Here is a 14,919-nt window from a genome sequence, read left to right on the forward strand (position 1 = left end):
GTGTGTCAGGCTTGTTCCGGCTCATCCATTCCGGTGTCCGCGATCGCCGCCATGTCCTTGGATTCCGGCCAGAATGCCGCCAGCAGCATGACGGGGGTGATGGCGGTGAACGGGGCCACGAGCAGCGCAGCCTTGGCGTGGAGTTGCAGGTCGACGGCCACCACGTCACCACTGACGGCGCTGGCGAGGCGTTCCGCGAAGTTGCTGGGGGTCACCAGGAGCCCCACCTGCCACGCCACCAGGCCTGCGAGGCCCGCCGTGATGACGGTGATCAGGCACACCCACCAGCCCCAGCGGTGGAACACGAGCCAGCCTGCCACCCCGACCCCCACACCCACGGCTGCCAGGAGGACGCTGAACAGCGCGTCTGCGGCGAAGATCTCCGCGATGCCGCGCTCATTGAGGGACGCTCCCAGGTCGTCGGCCACCACGTAGCCGGGGCGGGACGCGAACACTGCCCACAGGATGCCGACCGCAGCCCCGACCGCGAGGCACGACACGAGGAACACGAGTACACGCCAGCGCGTCGCCGGAAGTATCCGGCGCCAGGGGGGCATTTGGGTCTCAGTCATGGGCGCCCAACCGGCCGACGCCGACGGCTGAGGGGCCGAGCACGGCTTTGAGGTCCGCGAAGAGGGGGGAACTGGGTGCCACGCGGAAACCCTCACCCAGCTTGAAGGTGGTGACCTTCTCACCGCTGCGCAACTGAAGATGCACCTCGGCGGAGCCCGGGTAGCCCGTGAGGATGTGTTTGAGGTTGGCCACGATCCCGGGAGTGCAGCGCACCGCCGGCAGCGTGAGCACCACGGGCGGCGCGGCGCCGTCCAAGCTGATCTGCGGCGCGAACAGGTCCACGGCCCGCATCCGGGCACGGTCCTCGGCCGCCTCCACGACACCACGCACGGCCACGATGGTGTCGGGCGCGAGATGCATGGCCACGGCGTCGTAGACGCGCGGGAAGATCGTGACCTCGATGGAGGCGGCCAGGTCCTCCAGCACGACTTGTGCGTAGAAGGCACCCTTCTTGTTCACGCGCCGGTTCACCGACGTGATGAGCCCGCACACCGTGGTCTCCCCGCGGTACCCGTCGATGGCGGCGACCGAGGCCACCGAATGGTTCCCGTTGGCAGCCAGGACGTGTTCCAGCCCGTTGAGGGGGTGGTCCGAGACGTAGAGGCCCAGCATCTCGCGCTCGAAGGCGAGCTTGGTGCGCCGGTCCCACTCGTCCACCTGGGGCACGGTGGGACGCTCCATCCCCTCGTCCTCGCCCCCGCCACCGAAAGCAGCACCGAACAGGTCGTCCTGGCCGTTCTCGGCATTCTTCTTGACGTCGATGATGCCGTCGACGGCGGCCTCGTGGATACTCAACAGGCCGCGACGGGTGTGGCCCATCTCGTCGAAGGCACCCGCCTTGATGAGTGACTCGATGACCCGCTTGTTGCAGATCAGCAGTGGTGCCTTGTCGAGGAAGTCGTGGAAGCTCGTGGCGGGCTGCTGCGTGGCGCGCTCCTGTGTCCAGGCGGTCACCACCTTGTCACCGACGTTGCGCACCGCACCCAGCCCGAACCGGATGTTGGTTCCGACGGGTGTGAAGGCCAGCTCCGAGGAGTTGATGTCCGGCGGCAGCACCTGGATGCCCATGTGGCGGCACTCCGCCAGATAGCCCGCGGACTTGTCCTTGTCGTCGCGGACGGACTGCAGGAGCGCGGCCATGTATTCCGTGGGGAAGTTGGCTTTGAGGTAGGCCGTCCAGTACGACACGAGACCGTAGGCGGCGGAGTGCGCCTTGTTGAAGGCATAGTCCGCGAACGGCACCAGCACATCCCACAGCGTCTGGACGGAGTTGACGCTGAAACCGCGCTCCACCATGCCGGCCTTGAAGATCTCGAACTGCTGGATGAGCGCGTCGTGCTTCTTCTTGCCCATGACCCGGCGGAGTTCGTCGGCGCCACCCAGGGTGTAGCCGGCGAGCTGCTGCGCGATGGCCATCACCTGCTCCTGGTAGACGATGAGGCCGTAGGTCTCCCCCAGGATCGGCTCCAGCGCCTCCGCGAGCTCGGGGTGGATGGGCTCCACCTCTTCCCTGCCTGTCTTGCGACGGGCGTACTTGTTGTGCGAGTCGGCACCCATGGGGCCGGGGCGGTAGAGCGCACCGACTGCGGAGATGTCCTCGAACGTGTCGGGCTGCATGGAGCGCAGCAGCGCCCGCATGGGTCCACCGTCGAGCTGGAACACACCGAGCGTGTCGCCGCGGGCCAGCAGGTCGTAGGTGGGCTGGTCGTCCAGGGGCAGGTTGTCGAGGTCGACGTCGACGCCGCGGTTCATCTTGATGCTCTTGACGGCGTCGTCGATGACCGTGAGGTTGCGCAGCCCCAGGAAGTCCATCTTGATGAGGCCCAACGACTCGCAGCCGGGGTAGTCGAACTGCGTGATGATGGCGCCGTCGGACTCGCGCTTCATGATGGGGATGATGTCCAGCAGCGGGGTGGAGCTCATGATGACGCCGGCGGCGTGAACACCCCACTGGCGTTTCAGGCCCTCGATGCCCTTGGCTGTGTCCATCACGGTGCGCACGTCCGGGTCGGAGGCGTACATGTCGCGGACCTCGGCGCCTTCCGAGTAACGCTTGCTGCTCGGGTCGAAGAGTTGCGGGAGCGTGATGCCCTTGCCCATGACGTCGGCTGGCAGCGCCTTGGTGATGCGCTCCCCGACGGCGAAGGGCATGTCCAGCACCCGGGAGGCGTCCTTGACGGCGGCCTTGGCCTTGATGCTGCCGTAGGTGACGATCTGGGCGACCTTGTCGTTGCCGTACTTCTCCGAGACGTAGTTGATGACCTCGCCGCGACGACGATCGTCGAAGTCGATGTCGAAGTCAGGCATGGATACGCGCTCAGGGTTGAGGAACCGCTCGAACAGCAGGCCGTGTGCGATGGGATCCAGGTCGGTGATCCGGAGTGCGAAGGCGCAGATGGAACCGGCGCCCGATCCGCGGCCGGGGCCGACGCGGATGCCGTTCTCCTTGGCCCAGTTGATGAAGTCGGCCACCACCAGGAAGTAGCCGGTGAATCCCATCGAGGCGATGATGCCGGTCTCGAAGTCCGCGCGCTCCTGGGCCTCCCGGGAGATGCCGTTCGGGAAGCGCCGATGAAGACCTCGCTGCACCTCCTTGTGGAACCAGGTGTCCTCGGTCTCCCCCGGTGGGCAGTCGAACACGGGCATGAACGTGCCCATGCCCTCGGTGAAGGACGTTTCGCACCGCTCGGCGACGGCGAGCGTGTTGTCGCAGGCCTCGGGGATCTCCGCGAAGAGGGCCCGCATCTCGGCCGGAGACTTGAGGTAGTAGCCGCTGCCGTTGAACTTGAAGCGGTCCACCTGCGCCTTGCGTGACCCCGACGACACACACAGGAGGGTGTCGTGGGCGTCGGCGTCGTCGGCATGGACGTAGTGGAGGTCGTTGGTGGCCAGCAGCGGAAGCTTCAGGTCCTTGGCAAGGCGCAGGAGGTCGCCGCGGATGCGTTGCTCAATGGAGAGTCCGTGGTCCATCACCTCCGCGTAGAAGTTGCCCTCGCCGAAGATGTCGCGGAACTCTGCGGCGGCTGCCACTGCGTTGTCGTACTGGCCCAGCCGCAGGAAGGTCTGCACCTCACCGGAGGGGCAGCCGGTGGTGCCGATGAGGCCCTTGCCGTACTGGTTGAGAAGCTCCCGGTCCGCGCGGGGCTTGTAGAAGAAGCCCTCCAGCGAACTGCGTGAGCTCAGCCGGAACAGGTTGTGCATGCCGTCGGGGTTGGAGGCGAGCAGCGTCATGTGGGTGTAGGCGCCACGGGAGGCGACGTCGTCGCCCGTGCCGTCGCCGAACTGCACACGCTTGCGCTCCGAGCGGTGCGTGCGGGGGGTGAGGTAGGCCTCCAGCCCGATGATGGGCTTGACGTTGTAGTCCTTGGACGCCTTGTAGAACTCGTAGGCGCCGAACAGGTTCCCATGGTCGGTCATGGCGATGGCGGGCATCCCCATGCGCTCGGCGCCTTCAAAAAGGTCCTTGATCCGGGCGGCACCGTCCAGCATCGAGAACTCGGTGTGGCAGTGCAGATGGACGAACGAATCCGACAACTCAGGGCTTCCCTTCACATCACGCGAACGAGGCCCCACCCTACCCCGCTGGCCCGACGTCATCGGCACAGGCTCGGCCGCTCGTGGCTCACATCGTTAGAGTTGTCCGTGACCTGGAGATACCCACGACTGAGGAAGCGGTGGAACATGGCGTCCCCTTCCCGCGGACCCGCAACGATCGGCCTGATCGTCGCCAGTGCGCTGGTTGCCGCAGGGATGGTGGTGTGGTTCACAGTCCCCGACACCGGCGCCTCCTTCGGGTGGTTCGCCTACGCGCCCCTCGCGGATCAGCCCCTATTCCCGTTCATCATCCATGGACAGCGACTGGTGGCTGCCGGACTGGTCGTCGTCGCACTGATCATCGCCGGAGTTGTCGTGGGCTTCCTGTGGGGACGCCGTGTGGGACGGGTCGAAACCCACCCCGGCCCCGACCCGTTTGCAGACCCAGAGGCCGGGTAACTCTGCCGCCTGCCCTGACCACGGCCGTCAACCCACGGCGCCGATCACCTGCACGGCAACGATTTTGGCGATGATGCACAACGCGAACAGCGCAGCGTAGCCGGCGTCGATCCGCTCGTCGCTGACCCGCTGCGTGGCGAAGGCCAGAACCGCCGGCTGCCCGACGTAACCGGCGAAGCCACCGGCTCCCCGCTGGGCGCTGAGCCCAAGCAGCCGCGCCCCGCCCAGGAACGCAATGGCCGAGACGCCCACCACCACCACGGACAACGCCCCGGCACGCAGACCGGTGGGGGTGAAGGCCTGCTCCGCGAAGAGCGGCCCGGATGCCAACCCCACGGTGGCGAGAAACAACAGGAGGCCCAACTGGCGGATCGTCAGATTCACCGACAGCGGGATGTTCCAGATCAGCGGCCCGCTGCGGTGCACGGCGCCGAGCACCATGCCGGCCACGAGCGGCCCTGCGGCCGGACCCAGGGAGAACGCCACACCTCCGGGTATGGGGATGGTGACCGCACCGAGCAACAGGCCCACGACCATCCCGAGCCCGAGCGCGAGCGCATCCACCTCGGAGACACGCCGCTCGGAGTCTCCGAGGTACGTCGTCAGGGCGGCCAGCTCGCTCTGGGGCGCCACCGCGAGGACGCGGTCACCGAGCTGCAGCACCAGGTCGTCGCGGGCGAGCAGGTCGTTGTCACCGCGCCGTACACGGGTCAGGACACCCCCGTAGCGGCTGGGGAGGTTGAGCTGGGCGACGGTGCGGCCCGCGATCGCAGGGGAGGACACCACCAACCGTTTGAAGTCGACGGCATCGCGATCCGACGTGAGTTCCCGCTCCATACGGTGCCCGAGGAACAGCACGGCATCATTGACCGCGTCGGGTGCGCCGATCACCAGGACCTGGTCCCCTGGATGGAGGTCCTCACCGGGTGCGAGGACACGCGTCGCACCACTGCGGATGAGATAACTCATCTTGATCGTCTCGTCGCTCCAGCCCGGCACGGCCCGCAGCAGTGTTGCCCGCTCGACGTGCACGGATTCCGCCACCAGACCCTCGGCGCTGGGGGGCGCGGAGTCGTTGGCGCCGGGCCAGCGCCGCTGCACCACCAGACCCACTGCGATGATCGAGAGGACGACGCCCACGGGGTAACCCAGCGAGTAGCCGATGGCGGCATCCGGGCCCGTCGCCGCCGTCGCCGCCGCGAGGGCGGGGGTGGAGGTGAGTGCCCCCGCGAGGACACCGGCGACCAGCGGCGGGCCCAGTCCGAGGGCGGCCCCGACGAGCACCGCCAGCACCGTGACCACCACGATGACACCGACGCCGAGTCCCATGACAGGTATCTGTTGGCGCAGGTCCGCGAAGAACGTCTCGCCGGCAGCGATCCCCACGGTATAGACGAACAGGGCGAGCCCCAGGGAGGACACGATCCCCAGGCCCTCGCCGAGCGAGGGTTCCAGGGCCCCGAGCGCCAACCCCACGAACAGTGCACCGGCGGCCCCGAAGCGCAGCGGCCCAAAGGGAATGACGCCCACTGCAGCCCCGAGTGCCACCACGAGAAGGATCGTCAGAAGCGGTGAGGCGGTCAACATGTCGAGCACGAGGGACTCCTTTCCGGTCCGGCCGGGGCCGGGCACACAGCAGGCTACCCCTCGCGCACGCCGTCTTCTCAGGCCAGCAGTTGGCGGACCTCCGGGCCTATGGGGCGCGGGAGCTTGGAACTGCCGGACAGGAACTCGTCCACGCCCTGGGCCGCAGACCTGCCCTCGGCGATGGCCCACACGATCAGCGACTGGCCGCGACCCGCGTCGCCGCAGACGAAGACGCCGGGCACGTTGGTGGCGAATTGCTCGTCGCGGGCAATGTTGCCGCGCTCGTCCAGGGTCACGCCCAGCTGCTCGGCGATCGTGCGCTCCGGGCCGGAGAAGCCCATGGCCAGCAGGACCAGCTGGGCAGGAATGTGCTTCTCGGAGCCTTCCACCGGCACGAACTTCCCGGCCTCGAACCGGACCTCGGTGAGGTCGAGGCCCGCGACGTTGCCGTCGTCGTCGCCCACGAACTGGCTCGTCGAGACGGCGTAGATCCTGTCTCCGCCCTCCTCGTGGGCTGAGGTGACCTTGAACGTCATGGGGAAGGTGGGCCACGGCTGGGCGACGGGACGCACGCCGGGCGGCGTCGGCATGATCTCCAGCTGGGTGATGGAACGCGCCTCCTGGCGGATGGAGGTGCCGAGACAGTCAGCGCCGGTGTCGCCGCCGCCGATGATCACGACGTCCTTGCCGGTGGCTGTGATCTGCCCGGGCACGTCGCCGCCGAGCACCGCCTTGTTGGACTGCGGCAGGAACTCCATGGCCTGGTGGATCCCGTGCAGATCGCGCCCAGGAACGGGCAGGTCCCGAGCGACGGTGGCCCCGATGGCCAGCACCACGGCCTCGTAGCGCTCCAGCAACTCGGTACCCGTGATGTCCTCGCCGATGGCGACCCCGGTGACGAACTGGGTGCCCTCCAGCCCCATCTGCTTCAGACGGCGGTCCAGCACGGACTTCTCCATCTTGAACTCGGGGATGCCGTAGCGCAGCAGGCCACCGATGGCGTCGGCACGCTCGTACACGACCACGGTGTGCCCGGCGCGGGTCAACTGCTGGGCAACGGCCAGGCCTGCAGGGCCGGAGCCGACCACCGCGACCGTCCGGTCCGTGTGCCACTCCGGCTGTTGCGGGACCACGCGTGAGTCGTCCCAGGCCTTGTCGATGATGGCCACCTCGACGTTCTTGATGGTGACCGGGTCACCCGAGATCCCCACCACGCAGGCGGTCTCGCACGGGGCGGGGCAGAGCCGGCCCGTGAACTCCGGAAAGTTGTTGGTGGCGTGCAGACGCTCCAGGGCGGGTTGCCATTCGCCCTGCCACACCAGGTCGTTCCACTCGGGGATGAGGTTCCCCAGCGGGCAACCGTTGTGGCAGAAGGGGATGCCACAGTCCATGCAGCGGCCCGCCTGCTGGGAGATGATCGGGAGCAGGGCCCGTCCCGGCGTGCCGGGGTAGACCTCCCGCCAGTCGTGGACGCGTTCGTCCACGGGCCGACGTGAAGCCATCTCGCGGGGGGAGGTCATGAATCCGCGTGGGTCAGGCATGAGCAGCCTCCATCATGAGTTGGGTGATCTGTGTGTCGGTGTGACCGTCGGCCTCGGCCCGGGAGCGGGCCTCCATGACCCGTGCCCATACGCGGGGCTCGATCTTGGTGAAGCGGCTGGCCACAGTCGCGTCGTCGAGGTTGATGAGTGCCGACGCGAGCGTGGAGCCGGTCTCGGTTCGGTGGTCGATGAGAAGTTCCCGGACCCGGGCGACATCTGCGGGTGTCATGTCGACGGCGTCCACGAACTCGGTGTTGAGGCAGGTGAGGTCCATGTCCAGCACCCATGCGAGTCCGCCGGACATGCCGGCGGCGAAGTTGCGACCGGTGGGCCCGAGCACGAGCGCCTCACCGCCCGTCATGTACTCGCACCCGTGGTCCCCTACGCCCTCGACGACGGCGGTGGCACCGGAGTTGCGGACGCAGAACCGCTCGCCGGTCAGGCCGCGCAGGAACAGTTGACCGGAGGTGGCCCCGTAGCCGATGACGTTGCCTGCCACCACCTGGCGCTCGGCCAAGAACGTGCTGGCCGGGTCGGGGGCGACGATGATGCGTCCCCCGGAGAGGCCCTTGCCGACGTAGTCGCACGCATCTCCCACCACACGCAGGGTGATGCCGCGGGGCAGGAAGGCCCCGAAGCTCTGACCTGCGGTGCCGGGCATGGTGAACTCGATGGTGCCCGGCGGCAGCCCCTCACCACCCGTGGATTTTGTCACCTCGTGGCCGAGCATCGTGCCGACAGTGCGGTCGATGTTGCGGATGGCCACGGTGTGTCGCACTGCCCGGCCGTGCTGCAGCGCGGGTGCCGCGAGCTCGAGGAGCCGCATGTCCAGCTTCTCCTCCAGTCCGTGGTTCTGCGTGGTGGTGTTGTGGAGCGGGTGATCCACGTCGATCCGGGTGAGGATCGGTGTCAGGTCCAGGCCCTGGGTCTTCCAGTGCCTGACGGCCGGCGACACGTCGAGCGCCGCGACCTGCCCGACGGCCTCCTCGATGGAGCGGAATCCGAGCGACGCCAGGATCTCCCGCACTTCCGTGGCCATGAACTCGAAGAAGTTGATGACGTGCTGGGGGTCACCCGTGAACTTGGCGCGCAGCGCGGGGTTCTGGGTGGCCACGCCCACGGGGCAGGTGTCCTTGTGGCACACGCGCATCATGATGCAGCCGGCCACCACGAGAGGCGCCGTGGCGAACCCGAATTCCTCGGCGCCCAACAGGGCGGCGATGATGACGTCGCGCCCCGTCTTGAGCTGTCCGTCGCACTGCACGACGATCCGGTCCCGCAACCCGTTGAGCAGCAGCGTCTGCTGGGCCTCGGCGAGCCCCAGTTCCCAGGGACCGCCGGCATGCTTGAGCGACGTCAGTGGGGCCGCGCCCGTGCCGCCATCATGCCCGGAGATCAGCACCACGTCGGCCTTGGCCTTCGAGACTCCGGCCGCGACGGTTCCCACGCCGATCTCGCTGACGAGCTTCACGTGGACCCGTGCCGACGGGTTGGCGCACTTGAGGTCGTGGATGAGCTGTTTGAGGTCCTCGATGGAGTAGATGTCGTGGTGCGGCGGAGGTGAGATGAGGCCGACGCCGGGTGTGGAGTGCCGTGTCTTGGCCACCCACGGGTACACCTTGGGTCCGGGCAGCTGGCCACCCTCCCCCGGCTTGGCACCCTGGGCCATCTTGATCTGCAGGTCGGTGGCCCACGTGAGGTACTCGCTGGTGACACCGAACCGGCCGGATGCCACCTGCTTGATGGCGGAGCGGCGCAGGTCGTCGTGCAGGCGCTCCCTGTCCTCCCCACCCTCACCCGTGTTGGAGCGGGCACCGAGGGTGTTCATGGCGATGGCCAGCGTCTCGTGCGCCTCCGCGGAGATGGAGCCGTAGCTCATGGCCCCCGTGGAGAACCGCTTGACGATCTCGCTGATGGGCTCCACCTCGTCGATGTCGACGGGGGTGCGACCGTCGGCGAACTTCATGAGGGAACGTAGCGTCATGACGCGCTCCGAGTTGTTGTCGACGAGCGCCGTGTAGCGCTTGAACACGTCGTATCGCCCGGTGCGGGTGGCGTGCTGGAGACGGAACACGGTCTCGGGGTCGAAAAGGTGCTGCTCGCCCTCACGGCGCCACTGGTACTCGCCGCCGACCGGCAGGTCGCGGTGCGCCAGGGGGATCCCGTCGGACGGGTAGGCACGCAGATGTCGGAGACGGATCTCCTCGGCGATCTCCGCGAGACCGATGCCCCCCAGCCGGCTCGTGGTGCCGGTGAAGTAGGCGTCAACGAGCTCGTGGCTCAGTCCCAGCGCCTCGAAGACCTGGGCGCCCGTGTAGGAGGCGACCGTGGAGATGCCCATCTTGCTCATGACCTTCAGCACACCCTTGGAGAGGGCCTTCGCCAGGTTCGCGATGGCCACCTCTGGCAGCACGCCGACATACATTTCGCGGCGGGCCATGTCCTCGACGCTCTCGAAGGCCAGGTAGGGGTTCACGGCGGCCGCCCCGTAGCCCAGCAGCAGCGCCACGTGGTGCACCTCGCGCACGTCGCCCGCCTCCACGACGATGCCGACCTGGGTCCGGGACTTCTCCCGCACCAGGTGGTGGTGGATGGCTGCCGTCAGGAGCAGCGACGGAATGGGGGCGAGCTGCGGCGTCGAGTGGCGGTCGGAGAGCACGATGGCCCGGGCGCCCCCGCGGATGGCGGCGGACACCTCAGTGCACAACTCGTCCAGGCGCGTCCTCAGTGCACGCCCGCCGCCGGCGACCTTGTACAGCCCGCGCACCACGTGCGTGGAGTAGCCGGGGACGGTGCCGTCGCTGAGGCGGACGATCTTGGCGAGCTGCTCCGAGTCGAGGATGGGCCGGGTCATGGTGATGAGGTGGGCGGCCTCCGGGACCGGGTCCAGCAGGTTGCGCTCGGGGCCGATCTTGGTGGTCAGGGAGGTGACGAGTTCCTCGCGGATGGCATCCAGCGGCGGGTTGGTCACCTGCGCGAAGAGCTGGGAGAAGTAGTCGAACAACAGGTGGGGGCGCTCGGAGAGCACGGCCACGGGGGTGTCGGTGCCCATGGATCCGATGGGCTCGAACCCGTCGCAGGCCATGGGGGCGAGGACGAGCCGCAGCTCCTCATGTGTGTAGCCGAACACCTGCTGTCGGCGGATCACCGATGCGTGCCCGTGCACCACATGTGCGCGGCCGGGCAGCTTGTCCAGTTCCACCTTGTTGCCCGCCACCCACTGGGCGTAGGGATGTTCGGCAGCGAGTTGCCCCTTGACCTCGTCGTCGTCGATGATGCGGTGCTGCTCGAGGTCCACCAGCAGCATCCGTCCGGGCTGCAGCCGTCCCTTGGCGACGACGTCGCCGGGGGGTAGCGGCAGCACGCCGGACTCGGAGGCGAAGACGACGAGGCCGTCCGAGGTCTCCCAGTACCGACCGGGGCGCAGACCGTTGCGGTCAAGGGTGGCGCCGATGATGGAGCCGTCGGTGAAGGTCATGCAGGCGGGGCCGTCCCACGGCTCCATGATGGCCGAGTGGTACTCGTAGAACGCTCGCCTCGCCGGGTCCATGGAGGGGTTGCCCTCCCATGCCTCGGGGATCATCATCAGCATGGCGTGCGGTAATGACCGGCCGCCGAGATGCAGCAGTTCCAGCACCTCGTCGAAGGATGCGGAGTCGGAGCCCTCAGGGGTGCAGATGGGGAAGAGCCGTGCCAGGTTGCCGGGGATCTTCTCGCTCATGAGCAGCGCCTCGCGGGCGCGCATCCAGTTGCGGTTGCCGCGCACAGTGTTGATCTCGCCGTTGTGGGCGATGAAGCGGTACGGGTGTGCCAACTCCCAGGAGGGGAATGTGTTGGTGGAGAACCGGGAGTGCACGAGCGCCAGGGCGGACTCCATGGTCTCGTCGAGCAGCTCCGGGAACACCTCCTCCAGCTGGCTGGTGGTGAGCATGCCCTTGTAGACGAGCGTGCGCGAGCTCAGCGATGCGAAGTGAACGCCGGCCTCGTGCTGGGCGCGGCGGCGCAGGCCGAATGTCAGACGGTCCAGCGCAAGGCCAGTCTCGTTGTCTCGGCCCGCCACGACAAGGTGTTCGAAGTGGGGCATGACCGCGAGCGAGACGGGCGAGAGCGTGGCGGTCTCCACGTCCACCTCGCGCCACACGAGGACATCCAGGTCTTCGTCGGCTGCGATGTCCTCGATCTGTCGCTTGATGGCGGCCCGCTCGTCCGCGTCGGCGGGCAGGAACGCCAGACCCACGGCGTAGGCACCGGGCTCGGGCAGTGTCACCTCGACGACGGACCTCAGGAAGCGATCGGGCACCTGGAGGAGGATGCCCGCGCCGTCACCGGCGGCCTCGTCGGCACCCGTGGCACCACGGTGGTCAAGGTTGCGAAGGGCCTCGAGGCCCTGGGCCACGATCGAGTGGCGGGCAATGCCGTCGAGCTTGGCGACGAAGGCGATGCCACACGCCTCATGTTCGTTGGCGGGGTCGTAGAGGCCCACCTTTCCGGGCCGGTTGCTGACCTGCATGCTGATCCTCCTCCATCCGTGGGTCGTCACAGCGGACGCCCGGATAGTGAGAATAGGCAGAGTAAAACGGTCGAAACCGCCGGATCCGGCTCTGTAGCACGATCGTAACTTTCGCGTTGCAAAACTGTTGCCCGGCTGAAACGGGGCAGTGGGTCTGCGCCCCCGGCGACGGCTGGTCCAGCCCATCGGCACGTCCACCGCTAGGCGCGGCGCCCCAGCTTTGCCAGCACCCTCGCCTGCCTGTCGTCGCCGGAGGCACACTCGACTTCCGGCTTGCAGACGCCCTCCGTGTAGAGCACGTCCCCGTAGGCCTGCGCCAGGGAATCCATGACGTCGAGTTCCTCGTCGGTGAGTGATGCCGTGAGGAACTCGCGCTGTGTGTCGATGAGGTGGCGCACCACGTCTCGAGCGGACCAGTGTTCGCAGGGCGACTGCGCTGACCAACGATCCGCGGGACCCGACTCCAGGACTGCCTCGAGTGGACGGCGCGCCTCGGTGTGCTTCGACAGTGTCGTGTTCATGGCGACACGCTACGCGTGACGGCACCACGTCGGGCAGGAACGCCGCGGTGCACCGTGGGTGATCCGGCGCGTCAGACGTGCTGCCAGGCAAGCTCCGTCGTGGTGGGCACGGCGTCGCTGCGCAGCCGAGAATACGTCAGCACGTCAATGCGCTGACCATCCACCAGGAACTTTTCCCGCTCGGTGCCCTCGTGGATGAAACCCGCAGCGCGTGCCACGGACTCGGACGCGGGGTTGTTGGCCCGGTGCCCCAGCGCCAGCCGCTCGAGTCTCCCGGCCGTGAGCGCCCAGTTGGCGATGGTGGCTGCCGCACACGTGGTCCACCCGCGCCCCCGGGAGCCCTCGCGCATCCAGTACCAGAACCACCCGTTGCGATTCTTCGCATCCATGGTGACGGCGACGAGCCCCACCAGTTCGTCACCGGTGACGACTGCGAACGCCCGGTGCGGTCCGTCAGAGTGCAGGAGGTGGGTCACGTAGGCAGCGGCCGTCTCGGGTGAGCTGACGTCGCCCTGGCGCCGCATGTCGGGGTTGGACAGGAATGCCGCGAGCACAGCCGGGGTGTCGCTCTGCCGCAGCGGGCGCAACTCCGGGGAATTCAGGATGGATCCAGTCATCGAGACCATCGTACGTGGCGGGGTTGGACGTCATAGTCTGGATACATGGGTGTCGCCTGCGAGGTCTGCGTGTTGTCTCCCGAGCACGTGCACGTATGAACCGGTGGGCGGGATCGCGCCGGGGTGAGCGAATCGCCCTGGCCATCGCCCTCATCTGGGCGGGGGTCCTGCTCGTGGGGGCATTCACAGTGCCCGTCTACGGCGGGGAGGGCGCGGACTCCACCGGCGCTGTGACGCAGCGGGCTCTGACGCTGGTGGGCGTGAACGGTGCCAGCGGAGTGGTGGTGGCAGCCGTCCCCTTCCTGCTGGCGCTCGGAACCGCATTCGCACTCTGGCTGCGCGGATCCAGCCCGGGAGCCGGCCCGGTGGCCTGGACGCTGACCATCCTGTCGGCCGTGTTCAGCATGGTTTCCATCCTGTCGATCGGCCTGTTCGCCATCCCTGTCGTCGCCTGCCTCCTCGCCGCCTGCACGGTGCACGGCCGGACGCCTTCTGCACCCGTTACGATGACGCCTCCGCTCCGGTGATGCCCGCCAGGGACACGCCCCTCAGGACGTGGGGATTCCAGCACTAACCAAGGGTCACGCCGTGGGCAGCCCTGTGGTCGGTCAGGATGGCGTCGACGACCCGGGCCGTGCGCAGCGCCGAGACCCCGGTGCTGGGGGACATCCCGCGCCCGAGAAGTTCGTCGACGACGCTCTGCACGAGCGGCTGCTGCACGGTGTCGGGATAGGGCGCAGGGATGCTCTGCAGTCCGTCGTTGGTCCGCAGCTCCAGCGGTTGCTCGTCGAAGACCGAGAAGCTCAGCGTGCCACGAGAACCGACGAGCTGGACCTCGTCCAGCTCCTCGCCGGCATCGAAGCACCACAATCCGGTCCCCACCACCCCGGACTCGAACTGCAGGACGGCACCCACCAGGTCCTCCGCTGCCCCGGTCCCGGCGCGGTTCTTCGCGTGCCCCGTGACGTGTTCGATGGGCCCCACGAGATGGTCGAGCAGGTCCAGCGTGTGCGAACCAAGGTCCACGAAGTGGCCACCGCCGGAGACGTCCGGTCGCAACCGCCACGGCAGGACGTCACCGTCTGTGGGATCCGCCGGGCGCAACTGGCGGATCGTCACGGCCTGCAATCGACCAATGGCCCCTTCGGTGAGCAGACGCCGGACCGTCTCGAAGCGGGGCATGGCGCGGCGGTAGTAGGCGACGAACAACGGCAGACCCGCACTCTCGGCGGCGTCATTCATCTGGATGCACTCGCTGGCACTGCGGGCCATCGGCTTCTCCACGTACACCGGTTTGCCGGCCTCGAGAACCCGTATGGCGTACTCGCGGTGGGAGTCCGGTGGGGTGGCCACGTAGACGGCGTCGACCTCATCATCGTGGATGAGCTCGTCGGCGTTGTCGTACCACCTGGGCACACCATGCCTGGCCGCATAGTCGGCGGCCTTCGCCCCAGTTCTGCGCATCACCGCAACCAGTTGCGATCCCGCTGCCTTCTGAAAGGCCGGTCCGCTCTTGACCTCGGTGACGTCTCCGACGCCGATGATGCCCCATCGCACTGTTTCCATGCCGGAGATGT

General features: G+C 67.9%; 10 protein-coding genes. 2 read left to right on the forward strand and 8 right to left on the reverse strand.

Annotation, left to right across the window (positions count from 1 at the left end; translation table 11 throughout):
* Positions 1 to 5 precede the first annotated feature (5 nt).
* Both EAX62_RS11645 and dnaE read right to left on the reverse strand, forming a co-directional pair.
* A complete protein-coding gene (locus tag EAX62_RS11645; protein WP_147454096.1) occupies positions 6 to 572 on the reverse strand; it encodes a hypothetical protein in 567 nt (188 codons plus the stop codon).
* Positions 565 to 4,107 carry a DNA polymerase III subunit alpha gene (gene dnaE / locus EAX62_RS11650; RefSeq protein ID WP_233557917.1) on the reverse strand — a complete coding sequence of 1,181 codons (3,543 nt, stop codon included), beginning with the start codon at positions 4,105 to 4,107 and terminating at the stop codon, positions 565 to 567. The genes EAX62_RS11645 and dnaE overlap by 8 nt, the downstream gene beginning before the upstream one ends.
* Before the next feature lie 147 nt (positions 4,108 to 4,254).
* On the opposite strand from dnaE, the gene EAX62_RS11655 reads away from it, so the two are divergent.
* Entirely contained in the window at positions 4,255 to 4,566 is a 312-nt protein-coding gene (locus tag EAX62_RS11655) for a hypothetical protein (protein ID WP_121901899.1), read from the forward strand.
* 27 nt (positions 4,567 to 4,593) lie between these two features.
* Here the strand turns inward: EAX62_RS11655 and EAX62_RS11660 are convergent, their stop codons facing one another.
* The 5 genes from EAX62_RS11660 to EAX62_RS11680 form a co-directional block, all read right to left on the reverse strand.
* Positions 4,594 to 6,153 carry an aspartate:alanine exchanger family transporter gene (locus tag EAX62_RS11660; RefSeq protein ID WP_121902143.1) on the reverse strand — a complete coding sequence of 520 codons (1,560 nt, stop codon included), beginning with the start codon at positions 6,151 to 6,153 and terminating at the stop codon, positions 4,594 to 4,596.
* 77 nt (positions 6,154 to 6,230) lie between these two features.
* A complete protein-coding gene (locus EAX62_RS11665; protein ID WP_121901900.1) occupies positions 6,231 to 7,694 on the reverse strand; it encodes a glutamate synthase subunit beta in 1,464 nt (487 codons plus the stop codon).
* A complete protein-coding gene (gene gltB / locus EAX62_RS11670; protein WP_121901901.1) occupies positions 7,687 to 12,204 on the reverse strand; it encodes a glutamate synthase large subunit in 4,518 nt (1,505 codons plus the stop codon). The genes EAX62_RS11665 and gltB overlap by 8 nt, the downstream gene beginning before the upstream one ends.
* A gap of 200 nt (positions 12,205 to 12,404) precedes the next feature.
* Positions 12,405 to 12,725, reverse strand: coding sequence for a maleylpyruvate isomerase N-terminal domain-containing protein (locus EAX62_RS11675; RefSeq protein ID WP_121901902.1), 321 nt, complete (start codon positions 12,723 to 12,725; stop codon positions 12,405 to 12,407).
* A 71-nt stretch (positions 12,726 to 12,796) separates the two neighbouring features.
* Positions 12,797 to 13,342 carry a GNAT family N-acetyltransferase gene (locus EAX62_RS11680; RefSeq protein ID WP_121902144.1) on the reverse strand — a complete coding sequence of 182 codons (546 nt, stop codon included), beginning with the start codon at positions 13,340 to 13,342 and terminating at the stop codon, positions 12,797 to 12,799.
* Between the two features lie 95 nt (positions 13,343 to 13,437).
* On the opposite strand from EAX62_RS11680, the gene EAX62_RS11685 reads away from it, so the two are divergent.
* Positions 13,438 to 13,869, forward strand: coding sequence for a hypothetical protein (locus EAX62_RS11685; RefSeq protein WP_121901903.1), 432 nt, complete (start codon positions 13,438 to 13,440; stop codon positions 13,867 to 13,869).
* A gap of 43 nt (positions 13,870 to 13,912) precedes the next feature.
* Here EAX62_RS11685 and EAX62_RS11690 read toward each other — a convergent pair whose 3' ends face one another.
* Entirely contained in the window at positions 13,913 to 14,908 is a 996-nt protein-coding gene (locus EAX62_RS11690; protein WP_121901904.1) for a Gfo/Idh/MocA family protein, read from the reverse strand.
* Positions 14,909 to 14,919 lie beyond the last annotated feature (11 nt).

The organism is Tessaracoccus antarcticus (assembly GCF_003688855.1).
Taxonomy (GTDB): domain Bacteria; phylum Actinomycetota; class Actinomycetes; order Propionibacteriales; family Propionibacteriaceae; genus Arachnia; species Arachnia antarctica.